The following is a 21987-nucleotide window of genomic DNA, read 5'->3' as shown; positions in this document are numbered from 1 at the left end:
AAGGGAAAGCAGGAATCACTTAGAGTCCATCGGGACCAAAATAGTCGTCGATCGAGTTGCTCGACGGTGCGGAAGAGTCGACCACATCCAACGGCGAGTTTTCGTCGGGCACAGGGAGCGGCAACGCGTCGTTGCCCAAGTGGGCTACGACCAACGCGGCCCCGCGCACCTGGGCGGCCGACGGTGTGACCGCAACACCTGGCAGCACTTCGTCGACACGGGCGACGAGCCGCACCTCGCCATCTTCCATGTGCAGCGAATCGAGCGCCAGGGCGAACATCGGTTCGAGGTCGAGCCGATCAGCGTGCTGTTCGTTCTCCTGCTTCCGCTCCGAGTCAAATCGATTCTCGTCGAGCGGAACCATGCTTACGGTCATCGACCGCTTCGGATCCAGGCTGCCGACCCAACTGCCAAGCAAACGGCGTTCGCCATCCTTGTCGCTCCGCCGAACAATGGCGACGCTCTGCAGCTTGAACTGCGACTGATTCACCAGGTTGCCGCTATTCTCCGACTTCCGCTCGAACAGAATCGGGCCGTCGAGCGCGATCATCTGTTCGCTGTGAAGCATGTCGGTCGTTGCACTCGAGACTTGCATGCCATGCAGGGTCGAGGTCTTGTTCTGGGCCAATTCCATTTCGCTACGCGACTGCCCGATCAGCATGCGGAAGTCTTTACCGCGTGGGAACGGTGCCGCCAGGGCGTTGGGGTCTTCGAATTCGGCATCGTACGAGGTCGAGAGCGACGTATACAGGGCGGTATAACGCGACAGGTGGGCGCGAGGATACTCGCCTTGCACTTCGAGCAGGGCGATTTCGGTTTGGGCACGCACGAAACCGATGTCGAGCTGAGCCTGCTTTACCACGACCGCGGTGCCGATCAGCGCGATGATCGGGGCCGCAATCCAGGCGTACTCCACCTTACCCAAGGCTTTAAAGAACAGCCAATTCAGTGGCACCAGCACCACCAGGTACACGGCCAGGCAGTTCACCACGAACGAAGCCGGCGGCACCCGCACGCCGGCCGCCTTGCGAAGCGATTCGCGAGCCGCGCTGCTCGTTGCGTTGAAATCGTTCCACGATCCGATACCGCCGGGAATCGGCGCCTCGTACTTGAGGTCGATTGCATCGTCGTTGGACACGATCACTTGATTGGTTGCCTCCGGATCGTCGTGCACGTCGCGAGAGAACAACCGATAGTTTGTTACGTACTGAGCGTCGCGCATCCGGTCGGGCACTCCCGCCCACTCGGCATGTAAATCGCTAAACGAATTGCCAAACGAGCTGGTCCTCCAGGTACGAGGAAGCCGCCGCATGACGCCCGCGTTGAAGAAGTCGTCGTAGTGCGGCGACCACGACAACAGATCCCGCTGGGCAATTTGGATTCTCGAAAGCACAATCCGCCCGCGGCCCACCTGCCGTTCGACGAACAGCCCACCGGTCGCTGCGGCCAGCCCTTCGTCGGTGCTCACTCCCTCGGCCATGTTGAGCTTGATACCCGACCAATCGCGGGTGAGCTTCAGCGGCTTGGTCTTCGACCGCGACTTGCTGGTCCAATAGGTGTTGAGGGCTTCGATGTCGTCCTGCGTAATCACTTCAGCACCGCCATCGGTGGCTGGCAGGTAGGGAGCCAAAAAGCTGCCTTCCAGTAGCTTTAGCGAGTCGGGTCCGTTGACCACCAACTGCCCGCCCCAATGCAACCAGTCGATCAGCGCCTCGCGGCGCTGGCGGTCGAGCTGATCGGGATCGACCTCGTCCCACAAAATGTAAGCGATGGTCGACCAGCATAGCGGATTGTCGGGCAGCGGTACCTGCTTCGAGATATCGGGCAACAGCACCTGGTAGTGATTGATGTCGGTATTACTGAAGTTCACGTCGTCGGACGATTGCGGAACCGTGACCCCATTGAGCGTTTTCAGGAACGTATAGCGATTGCGTTCCTTGGCCAACACGACAAAGAAGTACTGATACGACTCCATCATCCTCAGCGGTGCTCCGAGCGGTAGCCCACCGACCACCGCCCCGTAATTGCGTTCGCGCAGCGTACAACGCACGCTGGCCGACTTGCCGGTGCTCGGGACCAGGAACACGTTTTCGACCTGCCGCGGCCGGCCTTTGGCTAATGCCACCGGGCGGGTGCTGCTGAGCGTGAAGGCGGTAAGCTCGATCGGCACAGGATTGCCCTGGCTGTCGGTCACCTGCAGCGTGGTGTCGCCTCCCCAGTCGTCCTTGTTCGACTTCATAAGCTGGGTAACGGTCATCCAGTGGCCCCGCTTGGCCAGCGACCGCTGATTCTCAGTATCACTCGGCTTGGTGACCGGCGGCTCGACGATGAAGGCCTGCTTCTTTTTCTCTTCTTCCTTCCGCTTGCGTTCCTCCTCTTCCTTCTTCTTTTTCTCCGCGGCTTCCTTATCGAGTCGGGCCTGGCGCTGCTGCGGGGTCTCGTTGCGACAGCCGCCACAGCCGGTAGCACCGATCAGCATGCAGATCACCATCAGGCAGAGCAAGCTGCGGACAAACGATCGCGTGAACGAAGTGAGCATGAGTCGAAGCGTGGGGGGTCGAATTTCGGCGGTCGGTATCGCAAAACTATCCACAGCATGGCAAACACCGGCACCTGGGTATTCGGCGGCCATCCGCTGGCTTATTTCTTAAGCCTGTAATTATAGCAGTCTTCGAATCCCTGTTGGCAACGGGGGCCCGCATTGGATTCTGCGTTCAGGCGACTCGGTAGCCGCTTCAGCCCACGATTCGGGGCAGGAAACCGGCTTTTTTCTGTTCGCCTATTCGCACCAGGACGTTAAATCTTTGCCAAGCACCCGTTTTTCCCTTGACTCTCCCTTCCGAAGGGTGTGTACTTATGTACACACTTCGACTCATTTCCCCGACTACGAGCCGCATTTTTCATGTCTGCAGCGTCGACGAGCCTGCCGCCGGCTGTTTCAGCAGCCACCGTTGCTGGTAATTTGCGTCGTCTGATGGCCAAGTATCACCTGACCTACGACGACGTGGTCGACGCCTCGGGGCTCGACGAGCGGACCGTCCGCGGCATCGCCCGTGGCGAAACCCGCCCCCACGCGCGGTCGCTGGCCCGTCTGGCTACTGGCCTCGGGGTGGAGGTCGACCAGCTGTTTGTCGATGGCCCCAGCATCGCTGCTGCAGGCTTCGATCTGGCGACCAATCCGGTGGTCAGCCAGGTGATTGAATCGCATCCCGAGTTGTTTCGCGATTGGGCGGCTGCCGACTTTGCCGAGCTGGCCAGCCGGTTCGGGCATGGCGGGTCGCTCAACGAACAGGGAGCCGTTGCCGCAGCCGAGCAGATGAATCGCAAACGCGAAGTGCTACAGCAGGTTCGCGTGATTCTGGAGTCGACCGACGGGCCGCTGCTCGAAGATTTTGTCCGCTTGCTGTACGACCGCGTGCAGGTCGACCAGTAACCAGCTACGATGGGAGCATCTCCACTCCCCCTCGAGTGCTCGCCATGATGAAACTGCTACCCACCCTGCTCGCTCTGGTTGCCTTCGTGCAGGTCGCGGTTTCGCCGCCGGCCATGGCCGTGTCGAACCTGCTGCTGATTACTGTCGACGACATGAACTGCGACTCGATTGGTTCGTATGGCTGTCAGGTGCCAGACGTGACGCCGAACATCGACCGCCTGGCCACCGAGGGACTCAGCTACGATCGGGCGTTCGTGAACATCGCCATCTGCCAACCAACGCGGGCGGTCTGGATGACTGGGCGGTATCCACATCGCAACGGAGCATTGGGGTTCAACACCATTCGGCCCGACGTGCCAACGCTGCCCGAATCGCTTCGCGAGTCGGTTTTCTACAACGCACTGATCGGCAAGCACAACCACGTGGTCCCTTCCCGCGCTGATGCATTCGACTTGATTCGCAAGCAGTCGCAGCTAAACTTCGGCCGCGGCAAGCAGCAGTACATCGAAGCGGTCGACGAGGCGATCGCTGCTGCCCGCCAGGCGGAGAAGCCCTGGTTCATCATGGTGAACTTGCACGACCCGCATCGCCCGTTCGCTGGTAGCAATCAAGAAAAGTACGACCCTCCCCCTGAGTTTCCGCGGATGTTTCGCCCCGACGAGGTGCCGGTGCCAGGCTTTCTGCCCGACTTGCCGCCGATTCGCAAAGAGCTGGCCGAGTACTTCGCTTCGGTGCATCGGGCCGACGACATCGTGGGCGGTGTGCTCCAAGTGGTCGACCGCCTGGGCGAGCGCGACAACACGCTGGTGCTGTTCACGAGCGACCATGGCATGCCGCTGCCGTACGCGAAAACCAATTGCTATTACCAATCGAACCACACCCCCTGCATCGTCCGCTGGCCCGGGCATATTGAACCAGGGCAGCGCGACACCGTGCACTTTGTAAGCGGTATCGATATCGCCCCCACGTTGCTCGAAGTCACCGACTGCAGCCCCCTGCGTGGGTGCGATGGCAAGTCGCTCCTCCCGCTATGGCAGGGAGAAAAGCAGCCGCAGCGCAATCACGTGTTCACCATGATCAACTCCACGAGCGCCAAGCGTGAGTACCCCATGCGAGCTGTGCAGGACGAGCAGTACCTTTACATCTGGAACGGCTGGGCGGGCGGCAACTACCCGTTTCGTAACGAGTCGCAGAGCGGCCGCACCTGGCGAGCCATGGTGAACGCGGCGAAAAACGACGACGCGATCGCCGAGCGGGTGAAGTTCTACTCGTTCCGCGCGACCGAAGAAATGTACGACTTACAGGCCGACCCGAATTGCCTGAACAACCTGCTGAAAGAGCCCAACGACCAATACTCGCCGCGGGCCAGTGCGATGACCAAACGCCTGTGGCATTGGATGCGCGACACGAACGATCCGCAACGCGGGCTGTTCGAACAACAAGTCGAGCTAGCACTCGACTAGCAACGCAGCTACTTGGCTTGCTCCCACAGTCGCATCGCGACCTTCGACACCGCGGCAACCACATCGGCCTTGTTGCACGCATAGAGATTCGCAAAGCTAAAGCCGCCGATCTCGAGCAAGCGATACGCCCCTTTTTTGGTGCGACAGATATCGACAATCCATACCGGATCGGGTTCGTACCCCTGGCTGGCAACCTGCTGAGCCAACTCAAACGCCTGAGCGTCGTACTCCGGCTCAAGCACGTTTTTGCCATCGGCTGTGTAGAGACAACCAGCAACCACTTGCTGATCGGCCACGACAAACCGCCACTCGCGGGTGATCTTCTGCGGAGGGCTCACCACGACCAGCGACTCCACGGGAAAATCGTAGAATCCCATGAACTCCAGATCGGCCTCAAACCGCGAGGTGGTCACCATCTGACCGGCAAACAACTTGAGCGGCGAGTCGGGGCGGATAAACACCTTCCCTTCCTGACCAAAAAAGTCGAGCAACCAATCGCGGCGACGTCCCAACTCTCCAAACGGCAGCATCGCGTAGTCGCTATTCAGCAGGTACTCGCCAAAGTAGCAGTAGTAGTTCGAGCAGAAATAGTTCGGCACGGTCCCAAAAACACCCGGCGTCCAAATCTGCTCTTGCCCGATGCGAGTGACCAGTTCGATATCGCCATGGGCGACCACGCACGAGCCCGCGGGGAACTCGTCGCGATAGGTATGTTTTAGATCGTCCCAGCGGTACGGTGGTTTCGGCGCACCAATCACCTTGGCTTCGAACCCCTGTTCGGTAATGGCGTCGAACAGTTCCTCCAAGTAATTGGGGAACATCTCGCCATCGATCAGCCAACTAAGCTTCATCTCTATTCCCTCCGGCAAACCCTTGCGCGGGTTTTACTTGCCGATGTTCACCACTTGCTCGTGGCTTTGTGCTGAGAGGACAAAGATCTTACCGTCGCCCATTCTTCCGGTGCGAGCCACTTCGACCACCTTGCGGATGACTTCCTCGGCCCGCGAATCGGCGACCCACAGAATGATCTCGACCTTCGGCAAGAACGCCTGGCTGTACTCGGTGTCGGTATACTGATCGAGGTAGCTCTTTTGTTTGCCGTAGCCTTTCACCTCGCGCACTTCCACCGCTTCGAGCGGTGCGCGGCGGAGACTGTGGAGGATCTCCTCCACCAAAAACGGCTTCACAACTGCTATAATCTGCTTCACGGCAACAACGCGGGGCACAAGAATCGACGGGCACCTGTGCTCACTATCATAATTCATGTCGACATAAGGCGGAATAGCTGCTGTCATTGGATTTTCTTAACCGCATGAAACTCTTGAAAAACACCGGATTCTACATTCCAGCTACGGTCGACACGCGATGCTCCCCCCAATCGACTCTCATCCATTTGTATTTCGCATCGGTCATGAAGCAGCAGTTCACCCAAGGGGAATCACGAGATGAATGGCAAAGTAGTCAACTCGCGTCGAAGGCACCTAACGATCTTCTGCAGAACTCTGCTGCTGGTAACTCTCGCGGCAAACCTGCATGCGTTGACGGTTGCTCAAGCGGCTGACCGCCTTACCGAGGCGATCAATCAACACCCTCCAGCAATCCCTATTGCTAGTGGGTTCGAAATCCCGTCCGAGGGCTACTGCGATCAGCCCTACGTGGTGAAGTTGCCCGATGGCACATGGCTCTGCACCATGACAACTGGCGAGGGGCATGAGGGGAACAAGGGACAGCACGTTGTATCTACCCGTAGTACCGATCGCGGGCGGACCTGGGGGCCACTAGTCGATATCGAACCGGCCGCAGGGCCCGAGGCGTCGTGGGCGATGCCTTACCTGACCAGCTATGGTCGCGTGTATGCGTTTTACATCTACAACGCCAAAAACATGCGTGAAGTAATCGCCGGCACCGACTACGCCCGCCAGCGAGTCGATACGCTCGGCGAGTACGCGGTGAAGTACAGTGACGATGGCGGCAAGTCGTGGTCGGCCGAGAGATACTACATTCCCGTGCGAATGACAGCCATCGACCGCCGCAACCCCTACCAAGGCGAAGTCCGCTTTCAGTGGGGCGTGGGCAAACCGATTCGCCACAAGAACGCCATGATCTTTGGGTTCACCAAGATCGAGAAGTTCGGCGCGGGGTTCATCGAACGAAGCGAGTCGTTCTTCATTCGCTGCTCGAACATCGAAACCGAGCGCGATCCTGACAAACTCAATTGGCAAACCCTGCCCGAAGGAGAGACGGGTCTCAAGTCGCCTGAGGGGCCAATTGCTTCGGAAGTGAATCTCACGTCGCTGTCCGATGGCAGTTTGTTCTGCACCTACCGCACCGTGGCCGGCCATCCCTGCCATGCCTACTCACGCAACGATGGCCGAACCTGGACACCCCCGGCGTTCATGACCTACGGCCCCAGTGGCCAGTTGGTCGACCACCCGCGGGCGGCGAACTTCGTCCGCAAGCTTACCAAGGGCCCATACGCGGGACGTTACATCTACTGGTTCCATAACCATTCGGGCAAAGACTACGCCGGCCGCAACCCGGCCTACCTGCTGGGGGGTGTGGAAGTCGACACCCCCCGCGGCAAGGTCATCGAGTGGGGGCAGCCAGTCGCGGTGCTGTACGACGAGAACCCCGAAGTGCGAATCAGCTACCCCGACTTTATCTGGGAACAAGGGCTGTACATCACCGAAACCCAAAAAACAATCGCGCGGGTGCACAAGGTGCCGGGTGAGTTGTTGGCGAAGCTGTGGGAGTGAAGACCGTACTTCTATGAGAGCCGCCGACGCCACTCGATGGGAAGCTCAATCACTTTTGCTGGATCGCCACTCCAATCAGGTTCCAAGCCGTGATCGCGAAGGGCTTCCGTCACTGCTTTGCCGATCATCATTGTCTTCCTATCAGTCCTCCACCAATTTGCCATCGTATCATACCGAATCGACAGTTTGCCATTAAGCAAGGCTTGGACTAAATCCTGACTTTGATAGAAGCAGTATCCACGCCATCTAGAAATCCCTTTAATCTCGTTATAAAGCCCCGTACCATCTGAGGCCATGTAGCCGTAGTTTTCGACGGCGCGAATCCCCGTTTCATTCAGTTGCTCAAAGGCAGCGGTCAATCGATCGTTGTCGGTCGTAGCGGGCCAGGTTGCAGTTGCTTCCTCTAATTCTTTCTTGGCGGTTTGCAATATCTCACTTATTTCCGCTTCGACAGTATCGGGGTTGAGCCCTGAGTCTGGCTCGTCACTAGCAATCTCGTGAAAGAAATCGTGAATTTCTTTCCCTGAGTAGAACCCCGACCTAAACATTGCACTAACTGCTTGCTCAAGCCCTTCGTCATACAGAACTAGTTCGAACATTGCATTATGCCCAGACACCCCCCACCAGCGTCCATCAGCGGCTTCCATTTTCTTCATGCACGGCGTGAAAACTTGGCGTGCAGAGAATAGAGGACGCACGAAGATGACATTATAAGAACACTAGGTCGTGTTGACATTCATGCCAAGCTGATCATGAGTGACGCCAGGCAGAGGAATCCATCGTAGTTTCGATCAGTTTTATCGTATCGTGTAGCGACCCTACGGTAGTGTTTTAACCGGTTGAAGAACCGCTCCACGACATTTCGGAGTTTATAGCGTGTGCGATCGTACCTTTTCTGTCGAAACCCACGGCGAGTCGGAATCACCGGCTTCGCGCCTTGGCGACGAATCTGATCGCGAAACCAATGGCAATCATACCCTTTGTCGGCGACGACGTATTCGGGAGTTAGTCCTTCCAGCAGCGTTTCTGCTTGGTGCATGTCGTGTCGGTTGCCACCCGTCAAAGTCAGACGAACCGGGCGGCCATCGCCCGTTACCGCGGCGTGGACTTTCGTTCCCCAACCTCCGCGCGAGCGGCCCATGGCTTCGCCACCGAGCCCCCTTTTACGCCCGCTGCGTGTTGATGGGCTCGGACCGTTGTCGAGTCGAGTAGCAAGTGCTCCAAGTCGGGCTCTTCGCCCAGAGTCTCCAAGACTTGCCGCCAGACGCCACGCTTGCACCATCGATTGAAACGCTGAAATACCGAATTCCAAGGGCCAAAGCGAGTGGGAAGATCGCGCCACGGCGCGCCTGTGCGGGCGATCCACAACACCGCGTTCACGAACCGACGATTGCTCGCCGCGGTTCGACCGGGATCGCCGGATTTGCCAGGCAAATGGCCTCGAATCTTCAACCATTGTTCGTCTGTCAGTTCGTGCCGTCGCATCTATTCGCTCCTCCATGAGCAGGTAGGGGACGACACCGTGATACCATTTCGACAAAATCTACGCTACATAAATGTCAACACGACCTAGTCTACGCTAATAAGCACTAATCTCATCCTATCAGCGACGATTAGCGTTCATCAGCGGTTACCAACCCTCAGCTCAACGTCACCAACTCCGGCGTCAGGTGCTGGGTGACTACGGAGCCGAACAGCGTGTGGGCGTTGGCGTCGTAGATCGCAATGTCGATGGTCTCGCCCACTTGCCGGCGGTTGCCATCGAACACCACGATGCGGTCGCACATGGTCCGCCCTGTGAGTTGAGTCTGTTGCCCTTGTGGGGCCATCCCATGGCCTTCCCCTCCCCCTTGCGGGGAGGGGCTAGGGGAGGGGGTAATTTGCTCGTTGGCGTTTTGCAGTTCAGCTTCCTTTTTGATTGCCGCTTTACTGAGTCCTTCCACCAGCACCTCGACCTTGCCGCCGAGGAAACGTTGGTTGTCTTCCTCGCTAATTTCGTTCTGCAGGGCCAGCATCTCTTGATTACGAGCCCGCTTTACCGCGTCGGGTACGTCGTCAATCATGTGCTGGGCCCCCTTGGTGCCGGGGCGTTCGCTGTACTTGAAGATAAAGCTGTTCTTGAACCGCGACTCGCGGACCAGGTCCATCGACATCTGGAAGTCTTCGTCGGTCTCGCCGCTGAAGCCGACGATAAAGTCGCTGGTGACCGCCACGTTGGGAATCATCTCGTACGTGCGGGCGAGCATCTCGCGGTACTCGGCCACGGTGTAGCCGCGGCGCATAGTCTTGAGCTGGGCGTCGCTGCCGCTCTGGGCAGGCACATGCAGGTACTTGCAGCACTTTGGCAGATCGCGAACCGCGATCAACAGATCGTCGGTCATATCTTTGGGGTAGTTCGTCACGAACTTGATGCGATCGATCCCCTCGATGTCGTGCAGCGAGGTAATCAGGTCGCTAAAGCGCGTGGTGGTTTCGCCTTCGGTGTATTTGTAGCTGTTCACGGTTTGCCCGAGCAGCGTGATCTCTTTGCAACCCTCGTCGGCCAGCTGGCGGGCTTCGGCTAGAATGTGCTGCGGCGACCGGCTTTGCTCCGGCCCGCGAACACTCGGCACTATGCAGTAGGTGCAGAACTTGTCGCAGCCGATCTGAATCCGCACGTACGCCTGGAACGGAGTCGGCCGCATCGTCGGATCGCGAAGCGGGTCGAAGCTCTCATGGCTGCGAGTGATGTTCTCGCGCGAGCCATCCTTGCGGCCCAGGCTCACTTCGAGCTGCTGCCCGCTCCCTTGCTGCACCTTGCGAATGAGCTCCGGCACCTGATGCAACTGGCCAGGGCCGACCACCAGGTCGACGTACGGCGCCCGCTCAAACACGGTCCGCTGGTGATTCTGAGCCATGCAGCCGATGACGCCGATCACCTTCTCGGGATTCGATTGCTTGGCGTTCTTCAGTCGTCCCAAGGCGCTGTAGATTTTTTCTTCGGCATGCTCGCGAACACTGCAGGTGTTGAAGATCACCGTGTCAGCGGCGGCCGAGTCGCTCGTCAGCTCGTAACCTTCTTTACGCAGCGCGGCAACCACGAGCTCGCTGTCGAGCACGTTCATCTGACAACCGACGGTTTCGATATACAGCTTGGGCATAGGGATGGCAGGAGGGGGCTCAAGGGACAACTAGGAACTTGGAATGTGCGATTCGGGGGGGGCCGTTCAGTGGCCGGCGGCTACTCGCGTGGCAAGCCTGACGCCTTGCGGCGACCGACATCCGCTTAGGCCCGCCGGTTCGCCTTTTCGGCATTGGTCAGCTCCGCTTCCCGGCGGCGATGGGCGTCGAATTGCTCTTTGACTTTTGCTAACAAAAAGTCGCGACGGGACCGCATCATCCGCACCAGCGACGCAATGGCCACCCAGACGCCGATAATTAGCAATATGATGTCCCGACGATCCATCGCGGCAATCCTTGCGGTGGGGCACAAAATCCAGTCGGTCTATGGTACTCGCCCAAGCGGAAAGGCGAAAGGCGAACTAGCCAAAACGCGAAAACCAGCCCACATCGCGGCCGCGTAGTGCTCGATCTGCCAATCCCCTTACTCCGGCGAACCTGGCTGGTTCACAAACCGCCCGCCGCTGTACCCCCGCAGAAAGTCGGCTGCCGCCATGGCCCGCTTGCCGGCTGGCTGCAAGTCGATGATCTCGAGCCAGCCGTCGCCGGTGGCGACCAGCAGCTGATTGCCATCGGTGATAGCACTGCCAGGCTCGACCGACTCGGCCCGCTCGACCAGCTGCACCCGATCGATCACCACCCGCAGTGGCTCACGACCCTCGATTTGCCAAAACCCATACGCCCGCGGCCAGGGCGACATCGCCCGCACGCGGTTTTTGATCGCCGCGGCCGAGTCGCTCCAGTGCAGCTCGCCATCCTGCTTGGCCAGCCGAGGGGCTTTGCTCCGCTCGGCATGCACTTGCTCCACCGGCTCGGCGGTGCCATCCGCCAGCTTGGCGACCACCTCCACAACGGCCTCGGCTCCCAGTTCGGCCAGCCGCTCCTCGAGCTGCCCGGCCGTCTCGTCAGGATCAACCGGCACCCGCTGCTGAGCCAGGCACGGGCCGGCGTCGAGCCCCGCGGTCATCTGAATCACGGTATTGCCAGCGACCGGGTCGCCGTTGAGCACGGCCCACTGCACCGGCGCGGCCCCCCGGTACTTCGGTAGCAACGAGCCATGCAGGTTGATGCCCCCCAGCCGCGTGGTGGCCAGGGCGGCCGGTTTGAGGATCTCGCCGTAGTCGCACACCACCAGTAGGTCGACGTTGAGCGACTCGAGCCGCTCGACCGACTCCGGCAAGTTCACACTCTCCGGCGTCCACAGCTCGATGCCCAGCTCGACGGCGGCCTCGTGCATCGGCGGCTTGGGGGCATTCTTCCGCCCCCGAAACGGCCGCGACACCACGAGCGGCACCGAGTGCCCCGCCGCCACCAGACGACGCAACGTGGGAACCGCAAAAGGACCAGTGCCAAGCATTAAGAGTTTCATTGCGACGGGAGCGGGGTTGGGGATGGATACCACAAAGTCACGAAGGTCACAAAGAAAATTGGAACCGCTGATCGACGCCAATAAACTCTATCAGCGAAGATTGGCGTTCATCAGCGGTTCCCCTTGTTCTTCATGCGCTACGGGAATTGAAAACGCACGAAAACGATTTTTAGGAACACTAGGTCGTGTTGACATTCATGCCAAGCTGATCATGAGTGACGCCAGGCAGAGGAATCCATCGTAGTTTCGATCAGTTTTATCGTATCGTGTAGCGACCCTACGGTAGTGTTTTAACCGGTTGAAGAACCGCTCCACGACATTTCGGAGTTTATAGCGTGTGCGATCGTACCTTTTCTGTCGAAACCCACGGCGAGTCGGAATCACCGGCTTCGCGCCTTGGCGACGAATCTGATCGCGAAACCAATGGCAATCATACCCTTTGTCGGCGACGACGTATTCGGGAGTTAGTCCTTCCAGCAGCGTTTCTGCTTGGTGCATGTCGTGTCGGTTGCCACCCGTCAAAGTCAGACGAACCGGGCGGCCATCGCCCGTTACCGCGGCGTGGACTTTCGTTCCCCAACCTCCGCGCGAGCGGCCCATGGCTTCGCCACCGAGCCCCCTTTTACGCCCGCTGCGTGTTGATGGGCTCGGACCGTTGTCGAGTCGAGTAGCAAGTGCTCCAAGTCGGGCTCTTCGCCCAGAGTCTCCAAGACTTGCCGCCAGACGCCACGCTTGCACCATCGATTGAAACGCTGAAATACCGAATTCCAAGGGCCAAAGCGAGTGGGAAGATCGCGCCACGGCGCGCCTGTGCGGGCGATCCACAACACCGCGTTCACGAACCGACGATTGCTCGCCGCGGTTCGACCGGGATCGCCGGATTTGCCAGGCAAATGGCCTCGAATCTTCAACCATTGTTCGTCTGTCAGTTCGTGCCGTCGCATCTATTCGCTCCTCCATGAGCAGGTAGGGGACGACACCGTGATACCATTTCGACAAAATCTACGCTACATAAATGTCAACACGACCTAGTGTTCCCCCCTTTCGCCTAAGTCCGGGCCTTTTCCAGCTCGCTCCACAGCTCGGCGACTTGTTCTTCGGTGGGGGCTTCGCCAGTGTTCAGGCGGCTTTGGAAGTCGATCTCGAATTCATGCACCAGGTGTCGCACGTCGGCTAGTTCGCCATCACTCAGGCGGTCGATGAACAGGATGCCGTCGAGGTGGTCGGTTTCGTGCTGCACCACCCGCGAGGCGAAGCCGTCGAGGTCGGCCACAATCAGGTTGCCCGACAGGTCGTACGCTTCCAGATGAATCGCGTTGCTACGCACCACGTCGGCGTGCACGCCTGGCAGGCTCAGGCAGCCTTCGTTCCCCTTTTGCTGTCCCTTGGCCTTCGAGATCACCGGGTTGATCACCACCTGTTCCTGGTCCCGCTGCTGGCTGTCGCCGGTCGGGTTCATCACGAACAGCCGGTACGGCAGATCCACCTGATTGGCAGCCAGCCCCACCCCTTCGTGCTCGTACATCAGGTCGAACATCTCCTCCACCCAGGCCTTGAGCTGCTTGTCGACTCGCTTGAGCGGCAGGGACTTGTGACGAAGCGTCGGATGCGGGTAATGGATGACGGAAAGCGACATATGCTCAGGGGGAATGGGGAAAGTGGGCGGGGAAAACCGTGATTATACGAAAAACATCGCACCGATGGCAGCCTTGCAAGCAGCGAACTTGCGTTGACCCTGCTGGTGAGCGATTCTAGAATCCCAGCGGACCGGGCGTTTGCCGACCTTGCCTATCGACTTTACCCTTTTCTTCTCGCCCATGTATCTCGACACCGCCGAAAAGCGAGCCATGATCCCCTCGTGGATTATTTCCACGTTGATCCATACCGCCCTGATTACGCTGCTGCTGTTCTGGATTAGCCGCATGCCGCAGGGCTCGGCCGAGGTCACCTCGCGAGACATCGGCATCGTGCTCAAACGCTCCACCGCCGATGGAGTGAAATTCGAAGGCGAGGACGATAACCTGGCCGACCAGAATTCCACGAACAATAGCTCGAACCCCACGCCGAGCGATCCGGTCGAAGCCCTGCCCGAGATGACTGCCAATAGCAATTCGGCGGAGTCGCTGCCGGAACTGCCGGATGCGGTTGGCACCATTCAGGAGTCGGGCGGAAGCTCCACCGCGGCGGCCGAAGCCGGCGGCACCACCGGCGGCGTTCATGGCGACATCGGCGACAAAGCGGCGGTGCCGTTCTTCGGTGTCACCGGCACCGGCACCAAGTTCGTCTACCTGGTCGACCGTTCGGCCAGTATGGAAGGCCCCCCTCTGCAAGCTGCCAAACAGCAGGTTGGCGAAAGCCTGAAATCACTCGACGAGATCCACCAGTTCCAGATCATTTTTTTCAACATGCATGCGTATCCGATGACCATCAACAACCGCCAGCGCGTCGCGTTTGCCACCGAGCAAAACAAGACAATCGCAGGCAAGCAGGTGCTCGGAGTCACGGCCGCGTTGGGTACCGATCGGATCAACGCACTCAAGGAAGCGTTGCGACTAGGGCCCGACGTGATCTTCTTTCTCACCGACGCGGATGGCCCGATGTCGGCTGGCGAACTCGACGAGGTCGCTCGCATCAACCAACGCTACAATGCCATGATCTGTGCTGTAGAGTTCGGCGTCGGCCCCGATCCGCGGCGGAATAACTTCCTTCGCGAGCTGGCCAATCGCACCGGCGGCCAGTACTGCTACGTGAACACCAACAGCCTGCGATCGAGTCCCTAACCACACTGGCCGCCAGGCCAGGTGAGCTTACCTTCCAAGTTTTGCTGCTGTGCGTCCCCCGCTGAGAAACATGAATCGAATCCTGTTTGCCATCGCGCTACTGCTCGCCTCGCCCGCGGTGGCCGACACCGTAACCCTGACCGGCAGCGACGACGGTGCCGGGCGGATCATGGTCGACGGCCAGGTGGTCGATTACACCGGCAGCAAGCTCACCATCAAGAGCGTTGCCGGCTCGGAACGCAGCTTCCCCGCATCGCGTGTGGTGAAGATCGATACCAAATGGCCCGACGGCTGGCACGACGCGCTCACCGCGATCGACGCCCAGAAGTATCGCGAGGCGGTCGACCTGCTGGCCAAGGCCGCCCGTACCGATAACCGTCCGTGGGTTCGCCGGCTGGCGATGCAGCACCTGATGCACTGCTACGCGGCGACTGGCGACTACATGACTGCGGGGCGGTTGCTGGTGGAACTCGCCAGGAGCGATATCGCGACCCCCGCGCTGGCCGAGGCCCCACTGGCCTGGTACGCGGACGACTCGATCCCTGCGGCCGCGACCAACGAATGGCTCGACAACACCGAGGTGCCGATCGCCCAGCTTCTAGGTGCGAGTTACGCGCTGGCCACTGCCGAGCGAGGTCGGGCCGAGCAAGCCATCGACAAACTACTGAAGTCGCCCGATCCATCAATCGCCTGGTTGGCCGAAATGCAAAGCTGGCGGCCACAGATCGTCACCGCCAAGGCCGACGATGTCGCCCGCTGGGAAACCCGGGTTCGCCAAGCCCCCGAGTCGCTGCAAGCTGGCGGCTGGCTGGTACTCGGCGACGCCCGGCGGCAACTCAAACAGTACGATCCCGCGGCCCTCGCGTACCTGCGGGCGAGTATGCTCGCCAAACCGCAACCGCAGTTGGCCGCCCACTCGCTCTGGCGGGCCTCCGAGGTGCTGCGGCTGGCCGGGCAAGTGGAGGAAGCCACCAAGCTGGCTCGCCAGGTGGTCGACGAGTACCCGCAAACTGCCCCCGCACGAGAAGCCCAAGGTGTGTTACACTAAGCCGCGTTGCACAACCATGTTTGTTTTGGGCGGTCGACGACTCCCCCCGACGACGGGCGGCCACCGCTCGTTGTAAGCACTGCTAAACAAGGACGACTTAGCTTGCCTCGCCATCTTCTTCTACTGCTCACCACGTTGGCCACCGCTGGAATGGCCAGCACCAGCTACGCCCAGAACGACGGCGCAGCTCAGCAGCCCGCCGCTTCGGCCGACTCGTTCATCGATATCATCTTCTCCGGCGGCATCGTCGGTTTCCTGATCGTCTCGCTGCTGGTGCTGCTATCGATCGCCGGCATGGCGCTGGCCGTCGAGCATCTGCTGACGATTCGCCGCAAGAATCTGATTCCCGACGAACTGGTCGCCGGACTCACCGAGAGTCTCGCCCAAGGACAGGTGGGACACGCGGTGCAAAAGTGCGAATCGTACCCCTCGGCCTTGGGAGCGATGACCAGCGCGGCCCTGGCCGAAGTCGAAGCCGGTTGGCCCGCCATGGAGAAAGCGATGGAAGAAGAAGCGGCCGAACAAGCGGGGCGGCTGTTTCGCAAGATCGAGTACCTTAGCCTGCTCGGCAACATTGCTCCGATGGTGGGACTGCTCGGCACCGTGGTCGGTATGATTCTCGCCTTCCGCGAAGTGGCCGACACCCAAGGGGCCGCCCGCGCGGGGCAACTCGCCTCGGGCATTTACCAGGCGCTCGTCACCACGGTCGGCGGCCTGCTGATCGCCATTCCGTCGCTCGCTGCGTACGCGGTGTTTCGGAACCGGGTGGATGGCCTGATGGCCGAAACCGTGTCGACCACCCGTCGCCTGCTGGTGCCGGTGAAGAAAATCCTGCTGAAACGCCAGAACAACCAACCAGGGCAATCGACCTAGTCGCCCCTTTGCTATCAGCACGTCGTTGCCCACGGTTCCCTCACGATGCGAAACGATCAACATCGCAAACCGGTTTCGATGAACATGACGCCGATGATCGACGTCGTGTTTCTGCTGATCATCTTCTTTCTGGTTAGCAGCCACCTAGCACAACAAGAAACGCAGATGGAACTCGACCTGCCGACCGCCAGCACTGGCGACGAGTCGGTAGAGACCCACACCGAGCGGATTACCATCAACCTAAAAGCCGATGGCACCGTGCTGCTCGGCGCGAGCGAAGCCACTCTGGCGGAACTCGACACCCGCCTGGCCTACGAACGGGGCCAAGCTGGCCGCCCGCTCGAAGTACGCATCCGCGCCGACCAGGGCATCGCCTTCGGCGAGGTCAAACCGGTGCTAGTCGCGTGCGCCAAAGCTGGCATCTGGGACGTATCGTTCGCCGTGACCGAAGAGTAGCTGCCGAAGAGTAGCGGAGCACTTCGGCCGGTTAAGCCGCTTTGGTGCGTGGCCAGCGGTAAAGGGCGAACGCCAGCAGCGATGCCGCAAGCAGTCCACAAGCACCTGGCTCGGGAACCGGCAGGGTCACTACCCAACTAGCGTATTCCCCGTCCGGATTCACACCGGCACCAGCGATGGTTTGCCCGTTGGCGGAAATCGCCGCGGCCGAAGTGAGTGTCCAGCCTTCGAGCTCCTCGGCCAGGCCCCATTCGTCCGAGAGCCAGTCTTGCAGAATGTGAAGCTGACCATCACGCCAAATGACGGCTCGATTGTCGAGAAGTAAGTCTGTTTGCATGTCCACATTAACGAAGAGCGGGTAGTCCTTGACTTCGAGGATGGCATTTCCGACGATTGTCCCCCCGTCGCCAGAAACGCCGATTGCCGAGCCCGACTCGAATCCAGCCGGCAGTGGCAACTCGCTGGCAATACCATCGCGCCAGACGGTGGGCACCGATAGCCTTATTTGGTTGGATGTCGACGGCAAGTAGTTGTAGGAACTGCCAATAACCGCGGTTCCATCTTCCGACAAGCGGGTAACACTTAGATGCTCGTTCCCCTCCACTGGCGTCAACTGGTACGATTCCCCCGAATCATGCCAGACTGCCGCTCGTTGCGACCATTCATTCGATGCTAGAACCGAAAGCACCAAGGGATTCACTATCGATAGGAAATAGTCCGAATCCGATAACAACATCGTTGTACCATCACCCGAAACTTGGGAGGGAATGAAGTTCACCTCGGGATCCACCACGGGAGCGGGTTGCAGGCCAGTCTGCTCCGTCCATACAAATCCACTGGAACCATGGACACCGACAATCACTCCACCGTCCGACGACATGGACGAAGCACTTAGATAGTCCCCTACGACGATATTGTCGCGCAGGTAGTTTTCTCCCTGCGGGGTCGATAGGTACGACTCATAATGACGATACTCGCCAAGCAGCAATGCCTGCTGGCCGTCATACGAAAGATCGCGTACCGATACAGGTGCGCCACCGATATAGGTGTCGGTGCGGGGACTCCCTTCGAGTATCACTCGCTCCCGATCTTTTAGCGAATAGGCAAATCCACCCGATCCGCAATCAAACCTGGCACAATCATAGATCGCCCCGACTGCGTGACTCGAACCGGCGACCACCGTCCCGTCGCCTGAAATGGCCGTGATATTGTAAGAATTCGAAAATATCGAAGACGCGTGGCCTAACACCGTTTGGTCGTTGATGGGAATAAACTCGGCAGCATGGCTGGCAGACGCATAGCCGGCTGCGATAAAGATAAGTCCCCAGACGGTCCACGAGCGATCGCGTGATGTTGTCGACATGGTTTGCCCCAAAAGGTTAATTGCGCTCTTCCGCATTCACTTCTTCACACTAGTACCGGGACTCGCCGGTGTCAATAGACATTGCCGCGTCGGCGACAGCATTCCTCTCCCCGGGGGACATGCTTTTCCAGGGGGGTAACGGGTGACTCTCGCTCGGCCAAGTGGCCAAAAATAACGCTTGCAATCGCGTCTTCAACTGCTCTAATAGATATACACCTGAACCCTACCGTTCTTTGACAACTCGCCTGCTTCCCTCTTCTCGCAAACCTGTTCGGGGCGTGCTTCGACTTGCGTATTGCCCCCACTCGAAATCGCCTGGGGGCAAAACCGACGCCCCCAAAAATGGAGGCTTTGCCGTAAGTCGTGCTGCGACTGGCACTTAGGACGACGGGTTTGCTCGCCAAGAAGCGAATAAAGCCCCCACGAATCGATGTTCGCCGTTAGCGAGTGGGGGCAAAATCGTAACCTACTGCGACTGCACGAGTTACGACGATTCGTTTAGCCCCCACCTGATCGCGTGGGGGCAAAACCTCGGTTGAGTGCGGAATGGCTCGCCGGTGAAGCGACTTGCTTGTTGAGCAACTTACCTGCTGAGCGAATTGCTTGCTGCGGTATTCGCCCGCTGCGTTACTTGCTTGCAGGGGCTGCTTCGATGACTTCCATCATTCGCAGGTAGATGCCATGCAGCCGATCGTGCCCTGCTGGCTTCGACCCATTGCGCTCGGTCACGTAGAACACGTCGACCACCTGGTCGAGGTGCGTGCCGATCTTGGCAAAGCGAATGCTGAGGTTCATCTCGTGCACCGCTCGGGCGAGTTCGTACAACAGCCCGATGCGATCGAATGCAAAGACTTCGATGATGAGACTGTCTTCGGAGATGTCGGTGTTGAGTCGCACTTCCGACTTAAGGGTCGATAGCTCTTCCGCGTCGTTATGGGCGTCTTGTCCCCAGATGCGGCGGAACTTCGGCGGCTCGTCGGAGTCGATCGCTTTGACCATCGCCTTGCAGAGTTTCTCGAGACGCTCTGGCGCGCTCGGCTCTTTGCTATCCTTGTGATCGGTGTCGGTCGCCTGGAAGCGAAGCAACAGGATGTCGTCGTGCAGCGCGGCGGTCTCGGCGGCCAGGATGCTCATGCCTTGGCTCCGCAGCACGCCGGCCATGGCCGAGAAGATACCCCGCCCGACGCCTTGGCTCACACCGGCAATGAACTCGACGGTTTTCGACTCGGCAATGTAGTTGGCGAACGCGATGCCTTGCCGCTCTTCGAGCGTGGCAAAACTGCGCAGCGCCTGAGCGATGGTTTCCGGCGCAACGGTCGTGACGAACGACTCGGGCAGCCCGCGGAACATTTCCTCGTACCAGTGATCGTGCTGTTCCTGCTGCTTGAGCTGACTCCAGACCGCGTGCCGGGCGGCCTTGCGGCGAGGCAACTGCTCGACGTCCGGCGTGTCGGTAAGCAACGCCCGGGCGCGACGATGCAACTCGCCGAGCACGTTAACCTTCCACTGGTTGAGCACGCCGGGGCCGACTGCCGCCAGGTCGGCACAACTCAATGCGTAGAGCATGTCGAGCTCTTCGGGAGTCTCGATCTTGCTGGCAAACTGCCGCACGTAGTCGGCGTTGCTCGTATCGTGCCAGAGCGCTGCGTGGGTCATCCACAAATGCTTCTGCACCAGCCTGGCAGCCAGGGCGGTTTCCTCGTCGGTCAGGTTGAGCCGCGGCCCGATACGACGGGCGATTTCGGCTCCGGTTTCACTATGGTCGCCTGGCAAGGCCTTCCCCAGATCGTGCAAGAGCAACACCAGATGCAACAACCACTTTCGCGTGAGCTTCCGATACACATGCCCCGCGTGGTCGCTCCGCTCGCCGAGCTTAGTCGCCTCGCCGACGGAGCGAATGCAATGCTCGTCGACCGTGTACTTATGATAACGATTGAACTGCAACAAACAGCGCGCTGCGGTGAAATCGGGCAGCACCTTTTCGAGGATGCCAAGCTCGTGCATCCGCCGAAGCGCTTCGACCAGCAGCAATGGGCTGTCGAGCATCTCGCGAAACCGCCGCACCGCCAGCGGCGTGAGTTCCATCGAATACGCTGGTGCGGAGCGATAAACGTGGTACCACGTTTCCTGGGCGATGCGTTTGTCGTACAAGCGCGCCAAGTCGACCAGCTTGATCGCATCCTCCAGGTTCTTCGCCAGCTTCGTGGTGCCAAGCTGCGTGGCCGAGATCTCCCGCGTGCCCATGCGGAACTCGGCCGACAAAGCTTTGCTAAGCATCGGCTCGAGCACCCACGACATCACCGGCGGCGGCGACACCAGGTCGCACATGCGGGTGGTCAGGAACGACACATGGCTGGTATGCCGAAAGTAGTCGCTCATGAACAGCTCGACCGGCAGCATCGCTCCTTTGTCGCGAATCTGGAACTTCTCGGCAATGCGTTTTTGCTCGGTGCGAGTCAGCACGTCGCTGCCGCTGTTGGAGCCGAAGTGCATCTCGTTTCGCACATGCAACAAGTAGCTTTGGGCCGACATCAAACGTCGATGATCGAAATTCGAAATCACCCCTTTTTGCAACAAGCGATTGGGATCGGACTCGCCGCTTTTGGCAAACCACAACCAACGCAACAAATGAATATCGCGAAGACCACCCGGCGTGCGCTTGATGTTGGGCTCCAACAGATAAACCGTTTCGCCAAACTTATGACGCTCTTCCTTGCGAGCCATAATGAACTCGCGACAGAACGCGGTGCCGCGACGTTCGACCATTTGCTGGAACGTCCGGCGGAACTCCTCGAACAGCGGCAAACTGCCGATGACCAAACGCGACTCGATGAGCGACGTACAGATCACCGTATCGCTGCGGGCCAGGCGGACCGCCTCGGCAACGGTTCGCAAGCTGTGCCCAGGCTTGAGCCCGGTGTCGAACAGGTCCTGAGTGAGTCGCTGCGTGAACTGCCGAACGGCATCGTCCTGAGCCCCGGCGTACAGGATCATAAGATCGACGTCGGAACAAGGTGCTTGCTGCCGGCGACCATAGCCGCCTACCGCGACCAGCGCGACCCGCTCGCGGAGCTTCTTGCCTTGGTCTTCGGGCATGCTGTCGAGCGAGGCTTCGAACAGCTTGAGCAGCACCTGGTCGATCACCGACGAAATGCGGGCGCAGACCTGCACGCTAGCCAGCCCCGAGTCGTGCAACCGACGAACTTCCTCCAGTCCCGTCTGCACTTGCTCGCGGGCGACGAGTACCGTGTTGCGGAGTCGAATGGAAGAAGCCATGTCGCAGGTGG

At 59.6% G+C, this 21987-nt stretch carries 17 protein-coding genes and 2 pseudogenes; 7 read left to right on the top strand and 12 right to left on the bottom strand.

Annotated features, from left to right (window positions below; all coding sequences use genetic code 11):
* Positions 1 to 19: 19 nt before the first annotated feature.
* A complete protein-coding gene (locus tag Pan181_RS03580; RefSeq protein ID WP_197528879.1) occupies positions 20 to 2539 on the bottom strand; it encodes a hypothetical protein in 2520 nt (839 codons plus the stop codon).
* Between the two features lie 363 nt (positions 2540 to 2902).
* On the opposite strand from Pan181_RS03580, the gene Pan181_RS03575 reads away from it, so the two are divergent.
* Both Pan181_RS03575 and Pan181_RS03570 read left to right on the top strand, forming a co-directional pair.
* Positions 2903 to 3433, top strand: a complete 531-nt coding sequence (locus tag Pan181_RS03575) for a helix-turn-helix domain-containing protein (RefSeq protein ID WP_145245520.1) — start codon at positions 2903 to 2905, stop codon at positions 3431 to 3433.
* 44 nt (positions 3434 to 3477) lie between these two features.
* Positions 3478 to 4896 (top strand): sulfatase family protein, encoded by a 1419-nt coding sequence (locus Pan181_RS03570; RefSeq protein WP_145245519.1) that lies wholly within the window; start codon positions 3478 to 3480, stop codon positions 4894 to 4896.
* A gap of 8 nt (positions 4897 to 4904) precedes the next feature.
* Here the strand turns inward: Pan181_RS03570 and Pan181_RS03565 are convergent, their stop codons facing one another.
* Both Pan181_RS03565 and Pan181_RS03560 read right to left on the bottom strand, forming a co-directional pair.
* Positions 4905 to 5747, bottom strand: coding sequence for an ATP-grasp domain-containing protein (locus Pan181_RS03565; RefSeq protein ID WP_145245518.1), 843 nt, complete (start codon positions 5745 to 5747; stop codon positions 4905 to 4907).
* A 33-nt stretch (positions 5748 to 5780) separates the two neighbouring features.
* Positions 5781 to 6104 (bottom strand): P-II family nitrogen regulator, encoded by a 324-nt coding sequence (locus Pan181_RS03560; protein ID WP_145245517.1) that lies wholly within the window; start codon positions 6102 to 6104, stop codon positions 5781 to 5783.
* 237 nt (positions 6105 to 6341) lie between these two features.
* Between Pan181_RS03560 and Pan181_RS03555 the strand changes: the two genes are divergently transcribed.
* Positions 6342 to 7652: a sialidase family protein gene (locus tag Pan181_RS03555; protein WP_145245516.1), complete on the top strand. Its 1311-nt coding sequence runs from the start codon at positions 6342 to 6344 to the stop codon at positions 7650 to 7652.
* Between the two features lie 11 nt (positions 7653 to 7663).
* Here Pan181_RS03555 and Pan181_RS03550 read toward each other — a convergent pair whose 3' ends face one another.
* The 7 genes and pseudogenes from Pan181_RS03550 to def form a co-directional block, all read right to left on the bottom strand.
* Positions 7664 to 8308 (bottom strand): DUF6891 domain-containing protein, encoded by a 645-nt coding sequence (locus Pan181_RS03550; protein WP_145245515.1) that lies wholly within the window; start codon positions 8306 to 8308, stop codon positions 7664 to 7666.
* A gap of 80 nt (positions 8309 to 8388) precedes the next feature.
* Positions 8389 to 9137, bottom strand: a pseudogene (locus Pan181_RS03545) (IS5 family transposase).
* A 155-nt stretch (positions 9138 to 9292) separates the two neighbouring features.
* Entirely contained in the window at positions 9293 to 10792 is a 1500-nt protein-coding gene (gene miaB / locus Pan181_RS03540; protein WP_145245514.1) for a tRNA (N6-isopentenyl adenosine(37)-C2)-methylthiotransferase MiaB, read from the bottom strand.
* A gap of 125 nt (positions 10793 to 10917) precedes the next feature.
* Positions 10918 to 11097, bottom strand: coding sequence for a hypothetical protein (locus Pan181_RS03535; protein WP_145245513.1), 180 nt, complete (start codon positions 11095 to 11097; stop codon positions 10918 to 10920).
* Positions 11098 to 11235: 138 nt separating this feature from the next.
* The gene (gene fmt / locus Pan181_RS03530; RefSeq protein ID WP_145245512.1) at positions 11236 to 12180 is read right to left on the bottom strand and encodes a methionyl-tRNA formyltransferase; all 945 of its coding nucleotides are present in this window, start codon (positions 12178 to 12180) and stop codon (positions 11236 to 11238) included.
* Positions 12181 to 12375: 195 nt separating this feature from the next.
* A pseudogene (locus tag Pan181_RS03525) lies at positions 12376 to 13124 on the bottom strand (IS5 family transposase).
* 104 nt (positions 13125 to 13228) lie between these two features.
* On the bottom strand, positions 13229 to 13816 hold the full coding sequence (gene def / locus Pan181_RS03520) for a peptide deformylase (protein ID WP_145245511.1): 588 nt from the start codon (positions 13814 to 13816) through the stop codon (positions 13229 to 13231).
* 181 nt (positions 13817 to 13997) lie between these two features.
* On the opposite strand from def, the gene Pan181_RS03515 reads away from it, so the two are divergent.
* The 4 genes from Pan181_RS03515 to Pan181_RS03500 all read left to right on the top strand — a co-directional run bounded on the left by Pan181_RS03515 (position 13998) and on the right by Pan181_RS03500 (position 17337).
* Entirely contained in the window at positions 13998 to 14960 is a 963-nt protein-coding gene (locus Pan181_RS03515) for a vWA domain-containing protein (protein WP_197528876.1), read from the top strand.
* 70 nt (positions 14961 to 15030) lie between these two features.
* Entirely contained in the window at positions 15031 to 16008 is a 978-nt protein-coding gene (locus tag Pan181_RS03510) for a tol-pal system YbgF family protein (protein WP_145245509.1), read from the top strand.
* A 102-nt stretch (positions 16009 to 16110) separates the two neighbouring features.
* A complete protein-coding gene (locus tag Pan181_RS03505) occupies positions 16111 to 16881 on the top strand; it encodes a MotA/TolQ/ExbB proton channel family protein (RefSeq protein WP_145245508.1) in 771 nt (256 codons plus the stop codon).
* Between the two features lie 45 nt (positions 16882 to 16926).
* Positions 16927 to 17337 (top strand): ExbD/TolR family protein, encoded by a 411-nt coding sequence (locus Pan181_RS03500; protein WP_145245507.1) that lies wholly within the window; start codon positions 16927 to 16929, stop codon positions 17335 to 17337.
* A gap of 31 nt (positions 17338 to 17368) precedes the next feature.
* Here Pan181_RS03500 and Pan181_RS03495 read toward each other — a convergent pair whose 3' ends face one another.
* Complete coding sequence (locus Pan181_RS03495; protein WP_145245506.1) at positions 17369 to 18700, bottom strand: hypothetical protein; 1332 nt, start codon at positions 18698 to 18700, stop codon at positions 17369 to 17371.
* Positions 18701 to 19327: 627 nt separating this feature from the next.
* Complete coding sequence (gene glnD, locus Pan181_RS03490) at positions 19328 to 21976, bottom strand: [protein-PII] uridylyltransferase (protein WP_145245505.1); 2649 nt, start codon at positions 21974 to 21976, stop codon at positions 19328 to 19330.
* Positions 21977 to 21987 lie beyond the last annotated feature (11 nt).

The sequence above is a fragment of the Aeoliella mucimassa genome, assembly GCF_007748035.1.
Taxonomy (GTDB): domain Bacteria; phylum Planctomycetota; class Planctomycetia; order Pirellulales; family Lacipirellulaceae; genus Aeoliella; species Aeoliella mucimassa.
This window is presented reverse-complemented; position numbering and strand designations above follow the sequence as displayed.